The following is a 16,740-nucleotide window of genomic DNA, read 5'->3' as shown; positions in this document are numbered from 1 at the left end:
CCCGTCCGCCCCCTCGGCGAGGACGGCGGCGAGGGCGTCCTCGCGCTCCTCGTGGAACTCGCGGAGGCGGGCGACCAGCGCGGGGCTCTCGACGATCATGCGGGCGAAGTCCGGGCCGGAGAAGCCGATGACCGGATCCTGCCGGTCGGCGGCGGCGAGGAACGCGCGGCGCAGCGCGGCCAGCGCCGACTCGCCGGGGGCGCGGCCGGCGACCGTGCGGGCGAGCAGGCCGGTGAACTCCTCGTGCAGGTCGAGTGCGAGGTCCTCCTTGCGGGGGAAGTAGTTGGTCACGGTCATCTTCGCGACCTGCGCCGCCGCCGCGACGTCGGCGATCGTCACCCGGTCGAAGCCGTGCCGCAGGAAGAGGCGCGTCGCCTGGTTCGAGATGTTCTGCCTCGTCTGCTGCTTCTTCATCTCCCGCAGTCCCATGCGGACATCATTGCATATCGACCTAAGTTTGTCATTGACACATCTCTAGGTTCGTCCTAAGTTTATGTCGCAAGGCAGACGGGTACCGAGATCGGGTGACCCGTTCCCTCCCGGCCGGACGAGCAAAGGACACCGCCCTGAACGCCAGCCACGCGCCCAGCGCGTCCCCCCGCGCGACCGTGAACCTCGTCGACCCGATGAAGGACTACCTGTCCCGGATCGGGCGCACCCCGCTGCTCACCGCCGAGCAGGAGGTCGACCTGGCCAAGCGCATCGAGGCCGGCCTGTTCGCCCGCGAACGTCTCGAGACCCTCGGCGACGACCTCCCCCTCCAGGACAAGGAGGACCTGGAGTGGATCGCCGCCGACGGGCGCCGCGCCAAGGAGCACATGGTCGAGGCCAACCTCCGCCTCGTCGTGTCGCTCGCCAAGCGCTACATGGGCCACGGCCTCCCGCTGAACGACCTCGTCCAGGAGGGCAACCTCGGGCTGATCCGCGCGGTGGAGAAGTTCGAGTACCGCCGCGGCCTGAAGTTCTCCACCTACGCCGTCTGGTGGATCAAGCAGGCGATCAGCCGCGCGCTGGCCGACCAGAGCCGCACCATCCGCATCCCCGTGCACGTCGTCGAGGTCCTCAACCGGATGACGCGCGTCCGGCGGCGGATGATGCAGGACCTCGGCCGCGAGCCCAACTCGCAGGAGCTGGCCGTCGAGCTGGACATCACCCCCGAGAAGGTGGAGTGGCTGCGCCGGCAGGCCCGCGAGCCGCTGTCGCTGCACACCCCGCTCGGCGAGGACGGCGACGGCGAGCTCGGCGACGTCATCGAGGACCCGGACGGCGGCGACCCCGCCGACGTCGTCGCGTCCTCCATGCTGCGCGGGCGGCTGGACGCGGTGCTGGAGACGCTCACCGAGCGCGAGGCCGGCGTCATCTCGATGCGCTTCGGGCTGTCCGGCGGCGAGCCGAAGACGCTCGAAGAGGTCGGCAAGGTCTACGGGGTGACGCGCGAGCGCATCCGGCAGATCGAGTCGAAGGGCATGCACAAGCTGCGTCACCCGTCCCGCCGGGAGACCCTCGCCGACCTGCTCGGCTGAGGCGGACCCCGAGTGCGGCCCGGTTCACCCGGTGAACCGGGCCGTTGAATTCTCACGTATTGGGATGACAGAGCGGCTGATCGCCGAGGACACTTTTCTCTGGACGTCCTGGGGTGCGTGGAGAGTTGGGGATGATGGCGAGGCGGTTCGGGCGGGCCGCGGCTGCGGCCGTGGCACTGGCGCTGCTGGCGGTTCCGGCCCCCGCGCGGGCCGCCGGACCGGGCGCCGCGTCCACCGCCCCCGCGGCGACCCCGCCCACGTCCACCACGACGCTGCGGCCGCCGACCGTGGCGTTCGACGCCGCGAAGCTGCGCGCCACCCTGGACGCCACCCGCGACGCGGGCATGTACGGGCTGTTCTCCCAGGCGCGCGACGGGCGCACCGCGTGGGACGGCGCGTCCGGCGTCGCCGACGCGCGCACGCGCCGCCCGGTCGCGCCCGGCATGCGGCAGCGGGTCGGCAGCATCACCAAGTCGTTCGTCGCCGCCGCGGTCCTCCAGGAGACCGAGAAGGGGCGCATCGGCCTGGACGTGCCGGTCGGGCACTATCTGCCGGGCCTGCTTCCGGGGCGGCTCGGCGACCAGGTCACGGTCCGCATGCTGCTGAACCACACGAGCGGGATCGGCGACTACGTCGGCACGGCGTTCCCATCGTGGACGGAGCTGTCGCCGAAGAGCCTCGACGACTACCGCTTCCGGAACGTTCCGCCCGACCAGCTCATCGCGTGGGGCGTGCAGGCGCCGCGCACCGGGATGCCGGGGGAGCGCTGGTCGTACTCCAACACCAACTACATCATCGCCGGGAAGCTCCTGGAGAAGGTGACGGGAACCAAGGCGGAGCAGTACATCACCCGCAACGTCATCGAGAAGGCCGGGCTCAAGGACACCTACTTCCCGTCCTCACCCTGGATCGCCGAGCCCCACCCGCGCATGTACGAATCGCTGTACCAGCACGTGCAGCCCCCGCGCGACTACAGCGTCTACAACATGAGCTGGGCGTGGACGGCGGGCGCACTGGTCTCCACCATGGACGACCTCAACCGCTTCTACCGCAAGCTCCTCACCGGCCACATCATCGGCAAGGACGCGCTGGCCCAGATGAAGCGCACCGTCCCCGTGCAGGACGCCGAAGGCAACGTCCTGATGGACTACGGTCTCGGCCTCTACGCGCTCGACCTGCCGTGCGGGACGTTCTGGGGCCACGACGGCGCCGTCTTCGGCGCCGGCACGCAGGCGCTGTCGTCCGCCGGCGGCGCGCGCCAGGTGTCGGTCGCCTTCAACCTGATGAAGTACCAGCAGCTCGACGCGAACGGCGCGCCCGTCCCGCACCCGATCGACAACGCGCTCGCCGCCCACGTCGTCGAGGCCCTCTGCGGCACCCGCCCCGCAACGGCAACGGCAACCCCCGGCGCACCCCTCCGGCTGCTGCCGCTCCAGTCGTTCCGCGCCGTCTCCTGACCGGAACGCGTCAGGCCAGGTCGGAGGGGTTGGTGTTGGCGCCGCACAGGACGATCAGCACACGCTCGTCCGGGGACGGGCGGTAGGCGCCGGCGCGGAGGGCGGCGACCGCGGCGGCGGTGCCGTGTTCCACGACCAGGCGGTACTCGTCCCACACGAACCGGCGCGCATCGATGATCGCCTCGTCGGACACGAGGACGGGCCGCACTCCGGTGCGGGACGCGACCGCGAACGCGATGTCGCCGAGCCGGGTGGCGCCGAGCGAGTCCGCCGCGACCCCGGACACCGCCACGTCGACCGGGCCGCCGGCGTGCAGGGCGCGTTCGAGCGTCGGGATCGTCGCCGGCTCCACCCCGACGACGCGGGCCCGCCCGTCGAGGGCCGTGGCGACCCCGGCCATCAGGCCGCCGCCGCCGACCGCGAGCAGCACGGTGTCGACCTCGCCGCCGGTCTGCTCCAGGATCTCCAGGCCGAGGGTGCCCTGGCCGGCGCAGACCTCCGGCAGGTCGTAGGCGTGGCAGAACAGCGCGCCGGCGTCGGCGGCGCGCTTGAGGGCGGCGTCCTGCGCCTCGGCGTACCGCGTGCCGACCTGGACGACCGCGGCGCCGAGGGCGCGCAGCCGCGCGACCTTCACCGCCGGCGCCGTCTCCGGGACGAACACCTCGGCGGGCACGCCGGTCTCCGCCGCCGCGTACGCGAACGCGAGGCCCGCGTTGCCGCCGGAGGCCGCGACGACGCCGGCGCGCGGAAGCCGCCCCGCGTCGCGCGCGGCGAGGACGTGGTTGAACGCGCCGCGCGCCTTGAACGACCCGGTGTGCTGGGCGAGTTCGAGTTTCAGCCACATCCGCCCGGCGGGCGCGAGCGGGGCCGGGTCGACCTCGATCAGCGGCGTGCGGCGGACGCGGCCCGCGACGCGGCGGGCCGCCGCCCGGACGTCCGATTCAGCGATCATCGATCTTCCTCCCGGCCTCAGCAGTCAATCCCAGTTTGGCGCATGACGATGCGTTGGGCGGCCGGGAGCGCCGTCACTCCGGGCCGCCGAGCGCGGCGGCCCGGTCGAGGAGCACCGCGCGCTCCGGCGCGTTGCGGGTCAGCTCCGCGGCGCGCTCGAACTGCTCCCGGGCCTCCTCCCGGCGGCCGAGGCGTTCGAGCAGGTCGCCGCGGACGCTCGGCAGCAGGTGGTAGCCGCGCAGCGACGGCTCGTCCAGCAGCGCGTCGGTGATCTCCAGGCCCTTCTCCGGGCCGTGCGCCCGGCCGACCGCGACCGCCCGGTTCAGCTCCACGACGGGTGACGGGGCGACCCTCGCGAGGATCTCGTAGAGGGACGCGATCTGCGTCCAGTCGGTGTCCTCGGCGGCGAGGGCCTGCGCGTGGGTGGCGGCGATGGCCGCTTGCAGGACGTAGGGGCCGGGCGGCTGCCCGATGGCCTTGGCGCGGAGCAGGGCGGCGAAGCCCCGGTGGATGAGGAGCCGGTCCCAAAGGGCGCGGTCCTGCTCCAAGAGCGGGATGGGTTCGCCGGACGGCCCGGTGCGCGCGCGTGTCCGGGACGCTTGGATCTCCATCAGTGCGGTGAGCCCGTGCACCTCGGGTTCGCCCGGCGCGAGTTCGGCGAGGATGCGGCCGAGGCGCAGCGCCTCCTGGCACAGGTCGGTCCGCACCCAGGCGTCGCCCGTGGAGGCCGCGTAGCCCTCGTTGAAGATGAGGTAGACGACCTCCAGCACGGACGACAGCCGCGCCGCGCGGTCGTCGCCCTGCGGGACCTCGAACGGCACGCCGGCGTCCGCCAGGGTCCGCTTGGCCCGGACGATCCGCTGCGCCACGGTCGACTCGGAGACCAGGAACGCGTGCGCGATCTCGTCGGTGGTGAGGCCGCCGAGCATCCGGAGCGTCAGCGCCACCCGCGCCTGCACCGACAGCACGGGATGGCAGGCCGTGAAGATCAGCCGCAGGACGTCGTCCTCGATGTGCCCCTCGTCCGGGACGTCGAGTTCCGGCGGCGCCTGGCTCTCCAGGTCGCGGCCCATCTCCTCCAGCTTGTGCGCGAAGCGCTGCTGCCGGCGGATGCGGTCGATGGCGCGGCGCTTGCCGACGGCCATGAGCCAGGCGCCCGGGTTGTCCGGGACGCCTGACTCGGGCCACTGTTCGAGCGCGGCGACCAGCGCGTCCTGCGCGAGTTCCTCGGCGAGCCCGATGTCGTGCACCATCCGCGCGAGGCCGCCGATGATGCGCGCGGACTCCAGCCGCCACACCGCGTCGACGCTCGCCCGCACGCCGGGCGCGTGCCCACCGGGCCCTGTCGAAGCCGTCACGCCGCCGATGAGAGCATCCGCACCGGCCGCCGCGCAAGCTCAGCGCGCGATCACTGCCCCGGGTAGGGGTCGTCCGGGCCGAACACCTGCTTGATGACGCCCTCGCCGCCCCCGACGATCCCGTAGAACCGCTTGGACAGCTCGATCGCCTCCTCGCGGGTGCGGACCTCGATCAGCGCGAAGCCGACGACGCCCTCCTTCGACTCGGCGAACGGGCCGTCGGTGACGGTGATCTTGCCGTCGACCGCGCTGATGCGCGTGCCGTCCGGCTCCAGCCCGCCGGTCGCGAGCAGCACCCCCGACTTGGCCATCTCCGCGATGAACTCGCCCATCTCCTGCTGCATCCGCTCGTCCGGCGGAGCGGTGTCGGGGCCGGTGTCGGTGGTCATCATCATGAATCGCATGGCTGCCTCCTGTGGTCGGTGTCCGGGGTCATCCCCAGCCTTCACTGGCGCGTCGAAGAGGGGGAGGGCGGATCGACATCCCGGATCGACTTTTTTCGGATTTTCTTCGGAGCATGGATCGTGCCAGGTCAGCCCGCCAGCGGGGCGACCTGGCCGCCAGATATTCCCGCAGATCACGACAAAACGGGCGGTTCGGGACCGGTGGGCAAGCGGCCCGGCGTCGAGTAACTTCTCTCCGTAGGTAGTTTTCTTTCCTGTCGAGGAGGAGTTCCGTGGGAGATTCGGCACCGGATACCGGTCCGCGACCGGAGCCCGACATCGACGACACGGTGCCGCAGTCCGCGCGCATCTGGAACTACTGGCTCGGCGGCAAGGACAACTACCCCGTCGACAGGGCCGCCGGCGACCAGTTCGTGGCCGCCTACCCGCAGATCGTGGACATCGCCCGGCACTCGCGGGCCTTCCTCTCCCGCGCCGTCCGCTACCTGGCGGGCCCCGTCGGCATCCGGCAGTTCCTCGACATCGGCACCGGCCTGCCCACCGTCGACAACACCCACGAGGTCGCGCAGCGCGTCGCGCCCGAGTCCCGCATCGTCTACGTCGACAGCGACCCGCTCGTCCTCTCGCACGCCCGCGCGCTGCTGACCAGCAGGCCGGAGGGCGCCACCAGCTACGTCGACGCCGACCTGCGCGACCCCGCCCGCATCCTCGCCGAGGCCGGCCGCACCCTCGACCTCAGTGAACCCGTCGGGCTGATGCTGCTGAACATCCTCGGGCACGTCGCCGACTACGACGAGGCGCGCGCGGTCGTCCGGCACCTGATGGGAGCGCTTCCGACCGGCAGCCACCTGGTGATCGCCGACGGCACGGACGTCGTCACCGGCGAGGCGTTCCGGAGCGCCATCGAGATGTGGAACCAGGCCAGCGACGCCCCCTACCACCTGCGCACCCCCGAGCTGATCGCGGGCTTCTTCGAGGACGTGGAGATCCTGGAGCCGGGAGTCGTGCCGGTGTCGCGGTGGCGCGCCGAGGCCGGCCCGTTCGGCGAGCCGGACGAGGTGGACGAGTTCTGCGCCGTGGGCGTGAAGAGATCATGACCGCCCGCCCCCGCCCGGACGAGCCGCTGCATACCGCGCCGGACCTGCGGGCCGCCGGGCCCACCGTGCTGCGCATGGTGGTCGGCGCGCAGCTGCGCCGCTTCCGCGAGGCGGCCGGGATCTCCACCGAGGACGCCGGGTACGAGATCCGCGGCTCGCATTCCAAGATCAGCCGGATGGAGCTGGGCCGGGTCGGCTTCAAGGAGCGCGACATCGCCGACCTCCTGACCCTCTACGGCGTGACCGATCCCGGCGTCCGCGACACGCTGCTGGAACTGGCCGCGCACGCCAGCACCCCCGGCTGGTGGCACGCGTACGGCGACGTGGTGCCCGGCTGGTACGAGCCCTACCTCGGGCTGGAGCAGGGCGCCCTGGTCGCCCGCGTGTACGAGGTCCAGGACGTCCCGGAACTGCTGCAGACCCCCGGCTACGCCCGCGCCCTCCTCGCCGCCCGCCATCCCGACGCCTCCAAGGAGGAGGTCGAGCGCCGGGTCGAGCTGCGGATGGCGCGCCGCCGCGTGTTCGAGCGCCCCGACCCGCTGAAGCTGTGGGCCGTCCTGGACGAGGCGGTGCTGCGCCGCGTCGTCGGCGGCCCCCGGACGATGCGCGCGCAGATCGAGCACCTGATCGCGATGGCGGAGCGGCCGAACATCACCGTGCAGATCCTGCCGTTCACCACGGGCGGCCACGCCGCCGAGAGCGGCCCGGTGACGCTGCTGCGGTTCGCCGAGCCCGAACTGCCCGACGTCGTCTACCTGGAGCAGCTAACCGGCGCCCTGTACCCCGACCGCGCCGCCGACATCGCCCGCTACCGCGACGTCCTCGACCGGATCGGCGTCCAGGCCGAACCGCCGTCCCGCACCCCGCAGATCCTCCGCGACCTCCTCATCCCCTGACGGCGGCGATCCGCTCACGGACGCCCGGCTCCGGACCCGCGAGCAGGACGTCGGACGCGCGGTGGGCCCGGGTGCCGGCGAAGGCGAGGCCCGCCTCGGTGCGCACGGCGACCAGGGTCTCGGCGACGGTGGAGGGCGGCCTGCTGCGGCTGAGCATCCCGGCGACCCCGTATCAGCGGACCTACCAAGGGGACGCCGTGCCCGTGCCCAGGGTGTCCGTCCACGCGATGGCCGCCGGTGCCGGGCCGCCGCCGGGCCACCCGTCGGAGAACGCCGACCTGCTGCCCGCCGTCCCCGGCGTCGTCACGAGCGAGTTGGCCCGGCGCGCGGACGCGGGCGTCGGCGGTACCGTCACCGTGTCCACCGCCGACGGCGAGCAGCCGATCACGGTGGTGGGCATCGCCCCGGCGCTGCCGAGCGTGCCCGGCGGCACGGCGGGCGCCCTGGTGGACCTGCCCACGCTGACCGAGCGGCGGCTCGCCGTGACCGGAGCGGACCCCGCCGCCCTCGCGCCATCGCGTTCGCGGTGAACGCGGCGGTGACGGCCGGGGAGCGGTCGCGCGAGTTCGGCGTCCCGCACATCGTGCTCGGCGTGCGCGCCGCCCGTCCGTACCCGCCCGTCGAGGCGGTGTTCCCGTGGCCGGCCCTGCTGGTGATGACCGCCGGGGTGGCGGCGGTGCTCGGGCTCGTGCTGCGGGTCATGATCGGTGCGCTGCGCCGCCGTGACCTCGCCGCCGACCTGCGCATGGGGGAGGACCGGTAGGCGGTCGCTACTCCCGGACGGGGACGTAGGTCGCGATGACGACGCCGGTCTTGAACGTCGTGATGTCGGCCGGCTCGAACGCGGCCTTGAAACCGGAGCGGGTGATCAGGTGCTCCGGGTCGGCGGGGCCGGCGAAGACGGGGTGGATCCACAGGCGCAGCTCGTCCAGCAGGCCGTTGCGGATGAGCGTCCGGGTCACCGGGCCGAACCCGTACTGGAGGATGTCCTGGCCGTCGCGCTCCTTGAGCCCGGTGATCTCGGCGACGGCCTCCGCCCGGGGGATCGCCGTCGTGTCGCCCCAGCCCGGTTTCCTCAGCGAGTCGGACACGACGTAGTGGGGGAGGGTGTTCATCCGGACGCCGAAGTCGCCGGTCGCCGCCTCCATCGCCGGCCACGCCTGGGAGAAGCCGTCGAACGTCCGGCGGCCCATGAGCAGGGCGCCGCAGGAGAACAGCAGCTCCCGCGCGTAGGCGGCGGCCTCGTCCCCGAAGTAGGCCGGTGTCCAGTTCTGCGGCTTCTCGACGACGCCGTCGAGCGACACGTACGTCGAGTTGATGATCTTGCGCATGCTCGTCCTCCAGGGGATCCGACCGGTGCCGCGCCTGCCTCTCGCCTGCTCTTGTCCCGCACGGCACCGCCGCCGCGCACGGGGTTTACCGGATCATTACGCCGTCCCACCTGGCGGAACGTTGGGTGATTTGTCGTATATTGCAACAGCATTGCGGAAAGTCACGGAAAGGTTGCGGCCCCTTGTGGTCCGTGCCACAAACACTTGATCATGAGCGGCTGTGGGGCGACGGGGGCTGGTACTCAGGCGGATGGCCGGCGATCGCATGCTGGTCCTGGCCGCGTGCGCGACGGCCCTGTTCGCCACGACCGTGCTCGCCGCGCTGGTCGGATACACCGGGTCGGTGACCCGCGAGGGGCTGCGGCGCACGCTCGCCGACGCCACCTTCGCCACGGTGGGGGCGACGCTCGGCACCCATGTCCCCGCGAACGGCCTCCCCACCGTGCAGGACGAGGTCTCCCGAGGGCTCAAGCAGATCTACCGGGACGTGCCGCTCACCGTCTCGATGAGCGTGCGCAGCGACTCCTACACGCTGCCCGGGCAGGAGAAGAGCGACCACCCCGAGCTGACCGCGTTCGGGACCTACACCGGCATCGAGAAGCACGCGCGGCTCACCGCGGGCCGCTGGCCCGCCGCCGCGACGTCCGGTGAGGTCGAGGCGGTGCTGCCCGGCGCCGCCGCCCGCGAGATCGGCGCCCGCGTGAACGACGTCCTCACCCTGCACGGCCGCGTCGACAAGAAGTCCGTCGTGCGGGTCCGGCTGGTCGGGCTGTTCGACGTCCCCGACCCGCAGCACTACTTCTGGCAGGGCGACCGGCTCGTCACGACCGGCGCCGAACGCCTCGACTACACGACGTACGGGCCGTTCGTCGTGCCGCCCGAGGTGTTCGCGGAGCGCTTCACCGGCACCGGGGCCGACGCCCGCTTCACCGTCATGCCCGACCTGCGCGGCGTCGCCGCCGGGGACCTCGGCCCGCTCGGCGACCGGGTGACGCGCGCCGCCGGCACCTTCGAGGACATCGGCGGGGGCGAGCAGTTCACCGTCGTCACCGAGCTCCCCGAGCTGACCTCGCAGCTGCGCGGCGCCGTCCAGGTGGCACGGTCCACGATGCTGATCCCGGTGATCCAGCTGGTGCTGCTGGCCGGGTGCGCGTGGCTGCTGGTCGCCCGGCTGCTCGCCGACCACCGGCGCGGCGAGGTGGCGCTGCTGCGCACCCGCGGCATGGGCATGCGGCAGCTCGCCCGGCTCGGCATCGCCGAGGGGCTGCTGATCGTGCTGCCCGGGGCCGTGCTCGGCCCGCTGCTCGCCGGTCCGCTGCTGCGGCTCGCCGGGCACGCCCCGGCGCTGCGGTCCGCGGGGCTGCGGCTGGACGCCGGACCGCTCGCGCCGCTGTGGGCCGTGTCGGTGCTGACCGCGCTGGCCTGCGCGGTCGTCCTGACGATCCCGACGCTGCGCGGCGCCAACCGCACGTTCGTCGAGGCGCAGGCCGGGATCGGCCGGCAGGGGCGCGGCGGCCTGCGCGGCTCCGGCGTCGACCTCGCGCTGCTGCTCGTCGCCGGCCTCGCGATCTGGCAGCTCACCCGGTACGGGGCGGACGGCGCGGGCGACACCGGGGACGGCGCGTCCGGCATCGACCCCTTCATCGTCTCCGGCCCCGCGCTGGCGCTGCTCGCCGGCGGGGTGCTGCTGCTGCGCGTCGTGCCCGTGGCGTCCCGCGTCGCCGAGCGCGTCGCGACCCGGGCGCGCGGGCTGGTGCCCGTGCTCGGCACCCGGCAGGTCGGGCGCCGCCAGCTCCGCTACGCGGGCCCGGTCCTGCTGCTGGTGATGGCGATGGCCGTCGGGGTGCTGTCGGTGACGACGATGGCGACCTGGCGCGCGTCGCAGACCGACCAGGCCGACTTCCAGAGCGGCGCCGACCTGCGGTTCGCCCGCACCGCCCAGGCCGGCGGCCCGGCGGCGCTCGGGCAGGGCGGGCGGTTCGCGGCGCTGCCCGGCGTCACCGGGACGGTGCCGGTGCTGCGCGCGGACGCCGACCTCGGCAACGACCCGGCGACCCTGCTCGGCGCCGACGCGAAGGCGCTCGGCCCGCTGCTGCGCGTCCAGCCCGGCCTGCGCGACGACCTGCGCCTGGACGAGCTGGCGAAGGCCAGGCCGCCCGCGCCCGCGCTGACCGTCCCGGGCCGGCCGAAGCGGCTGCTGTTCGACGTGCGGCTTAGCCACGCCGGGCGGGTGCCCCCGATGCCCGAGGACTACGCGCCGCCGCCGGGCCCGGACCACAAGATCGCGGTGACCGTCATGGACGGGGCCGGGCTGGCCCGCCGGTTCGACCTGCCCCCGTTCGACGCGGACGGCGACGTGCACACCCTCGCCCTCGACACGGCGCAGATGGCCGGGCCGGACGGCGTCCTCTCCTACCCCCTGTCGGTCCGGGGCGTCCACTTCGCCTACGACGACAACGCCCTCACCGGCCCCCTCGACCTCCAGCTGCTGGACGTGCGCGGCGAAGGGACCGGCAAGGCCGAGGCGCCCGCCGGAAGCCGCTGGGACGTGTTCGCCGAGCAGCCCAACCTGATCGACCCGCTCAAGCCGCACGCCACCGGCGCCCGGGGCGCCCTGGTGGGCCTCGTGATCCCCATGTCGCCGCTCCTGCACGAGAGGGCGAGCGAGGTCCTCGGATCCGAGACGGGCACGGTGGTCCACGGGGTGCTCGGCACGCCCTCGCCGCCCGCCCACGACCCGCGGAACGCCGACCTGCTGCCGACCGTGCCGGGCGTCGTCACCGAGGAGGCCGCCGCGCGCGCCAAGGTCGGCGTCGGCGGGACCATCACCCTCAGCACCGTGGACGGCGACCAGCCGGTCAAGGTCGCGGGGATCGCCCCCGCGCTGCCGACCGTGCCGGCCGGCGCCCCCGGCGTCCTCGTGGACCTGCCGACGCTCACCCAGAGCCGGCTCGCCGCGAGCGGCTTCATCAGCGGGAGCATCGAGCCCGGCGAGTGGTGGGCCGCAGTGCGCGGCGGGCGCACCGCCCAGGCCGCGGCCGCGCTCGCCGAGCACCCCTCCTGGGGCGAGGTCGCCGGCGACCGCGTCCGGACGCGCGCCGAACTCCGGGACGCCCCGCTCGGCGCGGCCCTGCAGGGGGCGCTCGTGCTCGGCTTCGGCGCGTCGCTGGCCTTCGCGGTGATCGCGTTCGCGGTGAACGCCGCGGTGACCGCGGGCGAGCGGACCCGCGAGTTCGCGGTGCTGCGCGCCCTCGGCGTCCCGCCCCGGCAGGTCGCCGGGATGCTGGCCATCGAGCAGGCGTACCTGGTCGCGCTCGGCCTGCTCGGCGGGACGGTGCTGGGCCTCGTCGTGGCGCGGCTCGTCGTCCCGCACATCGTGCTCGGCGTGCAGGCCGCGGAGCCGTACCCGCCCGCCGAGCTCGTCGTGCAGTGGCCGATCCTGCTGGCCATGCTCGCCGGGGTCGCGGCGGTGCTCGGCCTCGTGCTGCCACCGGTGATCCGCATGCTGCGCCGCCGCGACCTCGGCGCCGGCCTGCGCGTGGGGGAGGACCGATGAGGAGCACCGCCCTGCGGCTGGCGCGGGCGCAGTGGGCGCCGCTCACCGCGCTGGCCGTGCTGTCGCTGCTGACGGCGCTGCTCGCGGTCGCCGTCCCGGCCCGCACCGCCGCCGGCTACGACCGCGCCGCCGCGGCCGCCGCCGGCGCCGACGCCGACATCCTGATCCAGGGCAAGGCGCGGGGGAACGAGGCGTGGGCGGCGGTGCCGAGCCGGGCCGCGCTGGAGGCCAACAACGTCACCTGGCAGCAGATGCTGCCGGCCTCGCTGCGCGCCGTCGCGGGCGAGCCGGAGGCGTCCGCCACCGCCGAGCGGATGTCCGTCGAAGGGAAGTTCGACGCCCCGCGCCTGCTCTACCTGGGCTGGGACCTCGGCGCGCTGAGCCGCGTCCGCCTCGTGGCGGGCACGCCCGCGATCAACCCGGCGACCGAGACGAGCGGCGACATCCGGGTCATGGTCGCCAAGAAGTACGCCGACCAGCTCGGCTACAAGACCGGCGACCGGATGGCCCTGGGCGGCATCACCGTCCGGATCACCGGCCTGTACGAACCGGTGAACGCCGCCGACCCGTTCTGGTCGCCCCGCACCCGCATGCTGCACCCGGTCAAGGAGGGCCTCGGCGGCGACGGGATCCAGGGCGACGCGGGCACCGCGCTGATCGACGCCGGCGGGTACTCGCGGCTCGCGCGCGGGGGCGCCACGCAGTTCACCTTCACCTGGCGCTTCCCGATCCGCGTCGGCGCGGTCGGCGCGGACGACGCGAGCGCCCTGGCCGCCGACCTCGACGCGCTCCGGTCCGCCGTCCGGGGCCGCGCCGCGTTCTTCTCCTGCGACGTCATCACCGCGCTCGACGACCGGCTGAACGAGTTCGCCGGACGCCTGCACACCGCCCGGTCCGTGCTCGGCCTCGCGCTCGGCGGGCTCGCCGCCGTCGCCGCCGGGGCGCTGCTGCTGGCGGCCGGGCTGCTCGCCGACCGGCTCCGGCCGGTGCTCGGCACGATGCGGGCGCGCGGCGCGTCGCTGCGGCAGCTCGCCGGCCCCGCCGTCGGGCTCACCGCGCTCGCCGCCGTCCCCGCCGCCCTGCTCGGGTACCTCGCGGGTCGGCTGCTGGACGCCGGCCCGCCGCAGCCCGTGTCCGCCTACGCGGTCGCCGCGCTGGTGGCCGCCGTGCTGCTCGTCTCCGCCGCCTCGGTGTGGCGGGAGCGGGGCGGCGGCCTCGGCTCCGTCGCCGACCGGCGCGACGACCTGGTGTCCGTGCGGCCGTCCGCGCGGCGGCTCGTCCTGGACGTGCTGCTGGTCGCGCTCGCCGTGATCGGCGTGGTGCTGCTGCGGCGGCGCGGCGCGTCCGCCGGGACCGACCCGCTCGTCGCCGCCGTCCCGGTGCTGCTCGGCGCGGCGCTCGGCGTGCTCGTCCTGCGCGGCTACCCGTTCCTGCTGCGCGCCGCCGGGCCGTTCCTGCGGCGGCGCAGCGGCGCGGTCGCGTTCCTCGGCGTGGCCCGCGCGTCCCGGCAGAGCCTCGTGGGGGCGCTGCCGCTCGCCGTCCTGCTGCTGGCCGCGACCGTCGCCGGCTTCGCCGCCACCGTCGACACCGCCCTGCGGGACGGGCAGGTGCGCGCGTCCTGGTCGGACACCGGCGGCGACGCGCGGATCGAGGCCGGGCCGGTGGACGAGGCGGCGCTGGCCCGCATCCGCGCCCTGCCCGGCGTGACGGGCGCTGTCCCGGCCCGGGTCATCACCGGCGTCACCAGCGCCTCCGACCCGGCGCCGCTGACACTGGTCGGCGTGGACCTCGACGCCTACCGCAAGCTCGCCCCCGGCGTCCCCGGCCTGCCGTCCGGGACGGGCGCCTACCTGTCGCCGCTCGCCGCCCGCACCCTCGGAAACGGCCCGGTGACGCTCGGCCGCCCCGGGATGACCTCGATCGACGTCAAGCCGGCCGGGCAGGTCGAGCGGTTCCCCGGGCAGGGGACCGGCACCGCGTTCGTCGTCGTCCCGTACAAGCTGATCGCCGGCGAGACGGGCTTCCCGTCCCAGGTGTTCGTCACCGGGAACGCGGACGCGAAGGCCCTGCGCGCCGCCGCCCCCGGCCGGGACGTGCGGATGCGCCGAGACGTGCAGAAGGCCATGACCGACACGCCGCTGGTGACGGTCGTCCACGAGACGTTCCGCGACGGGGCGCTCATCGGCGGCGCGTACGGCCTGCTCGCGGTGCTGCTCGTCCTCGTCGTCGGCGCGCGCGCCCGCGGCCGCACCGTCGCCCACCTGCGCGCCCTCGGCCTCAGCCGGAGGCAGAGCCGCGGCCTCGCGCTCGTCGAGATCGCACCGGTGCTGCTCTGCGCCGTCGGCGCCGGCTGGGTGCTCGGCCTGCTGCTGCCGGAGATCACCGGGCCGGTCGTCGACCTGCGCCCCTACACCGGCGGGTTCGCCGTCACCGCCCACACGCCCGGCCTCGCCGCGCTGCTCGGCCTCGTCGGCGCGCTGCTGCTCGCCGCCGCCGCGGCCGTCGCCGTCGACCGGCTCTTCGACGCCCGCCCCGGCACCGTCCTGAGAACGGGGGACTGATGACCGACGCACCCGACCTCGCCGAACTGGAACGCCGCGCAGCCGAACGCGGGCCGGTTTACGGCGAGGGCGCCCACATCGTCTGCGACAACCTGGTCCGCATCTACAAGACGGACGGCATCGAGGTCGTCGCGCTCCAGGGCCTCGACCTGCTGGTGGACCCCGGCGAGCTGGTCGCCATCGTCGGCGCGTCCGGCTCCGGGAAGTCGACGCTGCTGAACATCCTGTCCGGCCTGGACGTGCCGACCGCGGGCGTCGCCCGCGTCGCCGGGTCCGACCTGCTCACGATGGCGTCCAAGGAGCGGCTCCGGTTCCGCCGCGAGCAGGTCGGGTTCATCTGGCAGCAGACGTCCCGCAACCTCCTGCCGTACCTGACCGCCGTGCAGAACGTCGAGCTGCCCATGCGGTTCGCCGGGCGGTCCCGGCGCGAGCGCGCCACCCGCGCCGCCGAGCTGCTCGGCATGCTGGACGTCGGCGACTGCGCGAACCGGCGCCCCGCCGAGCTGTCCGGCGGCCAGCAGCAGCGCATCGCGATCGCCGTCGCCGTCGCCAACGAGCCCAAGGTCGTGCTCGCCGACGAGCCCACCGGCGAGCTCGACACCGCCACCGCCGCCGGGGTGTTCGCCGCGCTGCGCCGGGTCAACGAGGAGCTCGGCACCACCACCGTCGTCGTCACCCACGACGCGCAGGTGTCCGAGCGCGTCGACCGGACCGTCGGGATCCGCGACGGCCGCACCAGCGTCGAGGTCCGCCGCGGCGGCGGCACCGCCGAGGAGTACGCCCTGCTCGACCGCGCCGGGCGCGTCCAGCTGCCCGCCGCGTTCACCGAGTCCCTCGACATGCGCGACCGCGTCCGCCTCGCGCTGGAGAGCGACCACGTCGGCGTCTGGCCGGACCGGGAGGAACCGCATGAGTGACCCGATGGTGGCCGTCGAGGACCTGACCCGCGTCTACCGCACCGGCAAGATCGAGGTCCCGGCGCTGCGCGGCGCGTCGTTCAGCGTCGACGCGGGGCAGCTCGTCGCGATCAAGGGCCGGTCCGGCTCCGGCAAGACGACGCTGCTCAACCTGATCGGCGGCCTCGACACCCCGGACGGCGGCACCGTCCGCGTCGACGGCCGCGACGTCGGCGCCCTCCCCGAGAACGACCTGCTGGCGCTGCGCCGCGACCACATCGGCTACGTCTTCCAGTCGCACGGGCTGATCCCGGTGCTGTCGGCCGCCGAGAACGTCGAGGTGCCGCTGCGGCTCGTCCGGACGGACCCGAAGGAGCGCGACGAGCGCGTCCGCGTCCTGCTCGCCCTCGTCGGGCTCGGGGACCACGCCGCCCAGCGCCCCTACGAGCTGTCCGGCGGGCAGCGGCAGCGCGTCGCGATCGCGCGGGCCCTCGCCAACCGCCCGCGGCTGCTGCTGGCCGACGAGCCGACCGGCCAGCTCGACTCCGAGACGGCCGCCGCGATCATGCCGCTGCTGCGCGCGGTGGTGGCCAGCGAGGGCGTCACGGTCCTGGTCGCCACGCACGACCAGGGGCTGCTCTCCGAGGCCGACCGGGTGCTGAGCCTGGAGGACGGCGTGATCACCGAGGCGACCGTCCCGGCCGGCTGAG

General features: G+C 74.4%; 16 protein-coding genes. 10 read left to right on the top strand and 6 right to left on the bottom strand.

The window, feature by feature from the left end:
• Positions 1–429, bottom strand: a 429-nt coding sequence (locus tag ETD96_RS10140; protein WP_138636057.1) for a TetR/AcrR family transcriptional regulator, incomplete at its 3' end; no start/stop codon positions are given.
• Between the two features lie 95 nt (positions 430–524).
• On the opposite strand from ETD96_RS10140, the gene ETD96_RS10135 reads away from it, so the two are divergent.
• Together ETD96_RS10135 and ETD96_RS10130 are read left to right on the top strand one after the other, a co-directional pair.
• Positions 525–1,523 carry an RNA polymerase sigma factor gene (locus tag ETD96_RS10135; protein WP_386875480.1) on the top strand — a complete coding sequence of 333 codons (999 nt, stop codon included), beginning with the start codon at positions 525–527 and terminating at the stop codon, positions 1,521–1,523.
• Positions 1,524–1,654: 131 nt separating this feature from the next.
• Complete coding sequence (locus ETD96_RS10130; RefSeq protein WP_240807457.1) at positions 1,655–2,980, top strand: serine hydrolase domain-containing protein; 1,326 nt, start codon at positions 1,655–1,657, stop codon at positions 2,978–2,980.
• Between the two features lie 10 nt (positions 2,981–2,990).
• On the opposite strand, the gene ETD96_RS10125 is transcribed toward ETD96_RS10130, so the two are convergent.
• The 3 genes from ETD96_RS10125 to ETD96_RS10115 form a co-directional block, all read right to left on the bottom strand.
• Entirely contained in the window at positions 2,991–3,932 is a 942-nt protein-coding gene (locus tag ETD96_RS10125) for a threonine/serine dehydratase (RefSeq protein WP_138636056.1), read from the bottom strand.
• 73 nt (positions 3,933–4,005) lie between these two features.
• On the bottom strand, positions 4,006–5,184 hold the full coding sequence (locus tag ETD96_RS10120; RefSeq protein WP_205719194.1) for an RNA polymerase sigma factor: 1,179 nt from the start codon (positions 5,182–5,184) through the stop codon (positions 4,006–4,008).
• Positions 5,185–5,339: 155 nt separating this feature from the next.
• Positions 5,340–5,693 carry a YciI family protein gene (locus ETD96_RS10115; RefSeq protein ID WP_135655624.1) on the bottom strand — a complete coding sequence of 118 codons (354 nt, stop codon included), beginning with the start codon at positions 5,691–5,693 and terminating at the stop codon, positions 5,340–5,342.
• A gap of 272 nt (positions 5,694–5,965) precedes the next feature.
• Between ETD96_RS10115 and ETD96_RS10110 the strand changes: the two genes are divergently transcribed.
• Both ETD96_RS10110 and ETD96_RS10105 read left to right on the top strand, forming a co-directional pair.
• Complete coding sequence (locus ETD96_RS10110) at positions 5,966–6,790, top strand: SAM-dependent methyltransferase (RefSeq protein ID WP_138636055.1); 825 nt, start codon at positions 5,966–5,968, stop codon at positions 6,788–6,790.
• The gene (locus tag ETD96_RS10105) at positions 6,787–7,686 is read left to right on the top strand and encodes a helix-turn-helix domain-containing protein (RefSeq protein ID WP_138636054.1); all 900 of its coding nucleotides are present in this window, start codon (positions 6,787–6,789) and stop codon (positions 7,684–7,686) included. The genes ETD96_RS10110 and ETD96_RS10105 overlap by 4 nt, the downstream gene beginning before the upstream one ends.
• Here ETD96_RS10105 and ETD96_RS44545 read toward each other — a convergent pair.
• The gene (locus ETD96_RS44545) at positions 7,676–7,843 is read right to left on the bottom strand and encodes a hypothetical protein (protein WP_171068954.1); all 168 of its coding nucleotides are present in this window, start codon (positions 7,841–7,843) and stop codon (positions 7,676–7,678) included. The two genes, ETD96_RS10105 and ETD96_RS44545, sit on opposite strands and share 11 nt — an antisense overlap.
• 40 nt (positions 7,844–7,883) lie before the next feature.
• On the opposite strand from ETD96_RS44545, the gene ETD96_RS10100 reads away from it, so the two are divergent.
• Positions 7,884–8,216 (top strand): hypothetical protein, encoded by a 333-nt coding sequence (locus ETD96_RS10100; protein ID WP_138636053.1) that lies wholly within the window; start codon positions 7,884–7,886, stop codon positions 8,214–8,216.
• Positions 8,213–8,449 carry a hypothetical protein gene (locus ETD96_RS10095; protein WP_138636052.1) on the top strand — a complete coding sequence of 79 codons (237 nt, stop codon included), beginning with the start codon at positions 8,213–8,215 and terminating at the stop codon, positions 8,447–8,449. Before ETD96_RS10100 ends, ETD96_RS10095 begins: the two co-directional genes overlap by 4 nt.
• Before the next feature lie 7 nt (positions 8,450–8,456).
• Here ETD96_RS10095 and ETD96_RS10090 read toward each other — a convergent pair whose 3' ends face one another.
• Entirely contained in the window at positions 8,457–9,017 is a 561-nt protein-coding gene (locus ETD96_RS10090; protein ID WP_138636051.1) for a dihydrofolate reductase family protein, read from the bottom strand.
• A gap of 250 nt (positions 9,018–9,267) precedes the next feature.
• Here ETD96_RS10090 and ETD96_RS10085 point away from each other — a divergent pair, with 250 nt between their 5' ends.
• The 4 genes from ETD96_RS10085 to ETD96_RS10070 are packed head-to-tail and all read left to right on the top strand — an operon-like array spanning position 9,268 to position 16,739.
• Entirely contained in the window at positions 9,268–12,573 is a 3,306-nt protein-coding gene (locus ETD96_RS10085; RefSeq protein ID WP_138636050.1) for an ABC transporter permease, read from the top strand.
• The gene (locus ETD96_RS10080) at positions 12,570–15,134 is read left to right on the top strand and encodes an FtsX-like permease family protein (protein ID WP_138636049.1); all 2,565 of its coding nucleotides are present in this window, start codon (positions 12,570–12,572) and stop codon (positions 15,132–15,134) included. The genes ETD96_RS10085 and ETD96_RS10080 overlap by 4 nt, the downstream gene beginning before the upstream one ends.
• A complete protein-coding gene (locus ETD96_RS10075; protein WP_138636048.1) occupies positions 15,134–16,051 on the top strand; it encodes an ABC transporter ATP-binding protein in 918 nt (305 codons plus the stop codon). The genes ETD96_RS10080 and ETD96_RS10075 overlap by 1 nt, the downstream gene beginning before the upstream one ends.
• Complete coding sequence (locus tag ETD96_RS10070; RefSeq protein ID WP_138636047.1) at positions 16,044–16,739, top strand: ABC transporter ATP-binding protein; 696 nt, start codon at positions 16,044–16,046, stop codon at positions 16,737–16,739. Before ETD96_RS10075 ends, ETD96_RS10070 begins: the two co-directional genes overlap by 8 nt.
• The last annotated feature ends 1 nt before the right edge of the window (position 16,740 follow it).

The sequence above is a fragment of the Actinomadura geliboluensis genome (assembly GCF_005889745.1).
GTDB lineage: Bacteria > Actinomycetota > Actinomycetes > Streptosporangiales > Streptosporangiaceae > Spirillospora > Spirillospora geliboluensis.
The sequence above is the reverse complement of the archived record's forward strand: the minus strand, read 5'-3'. Positions and strand labels throughout refer to the sequence as shown.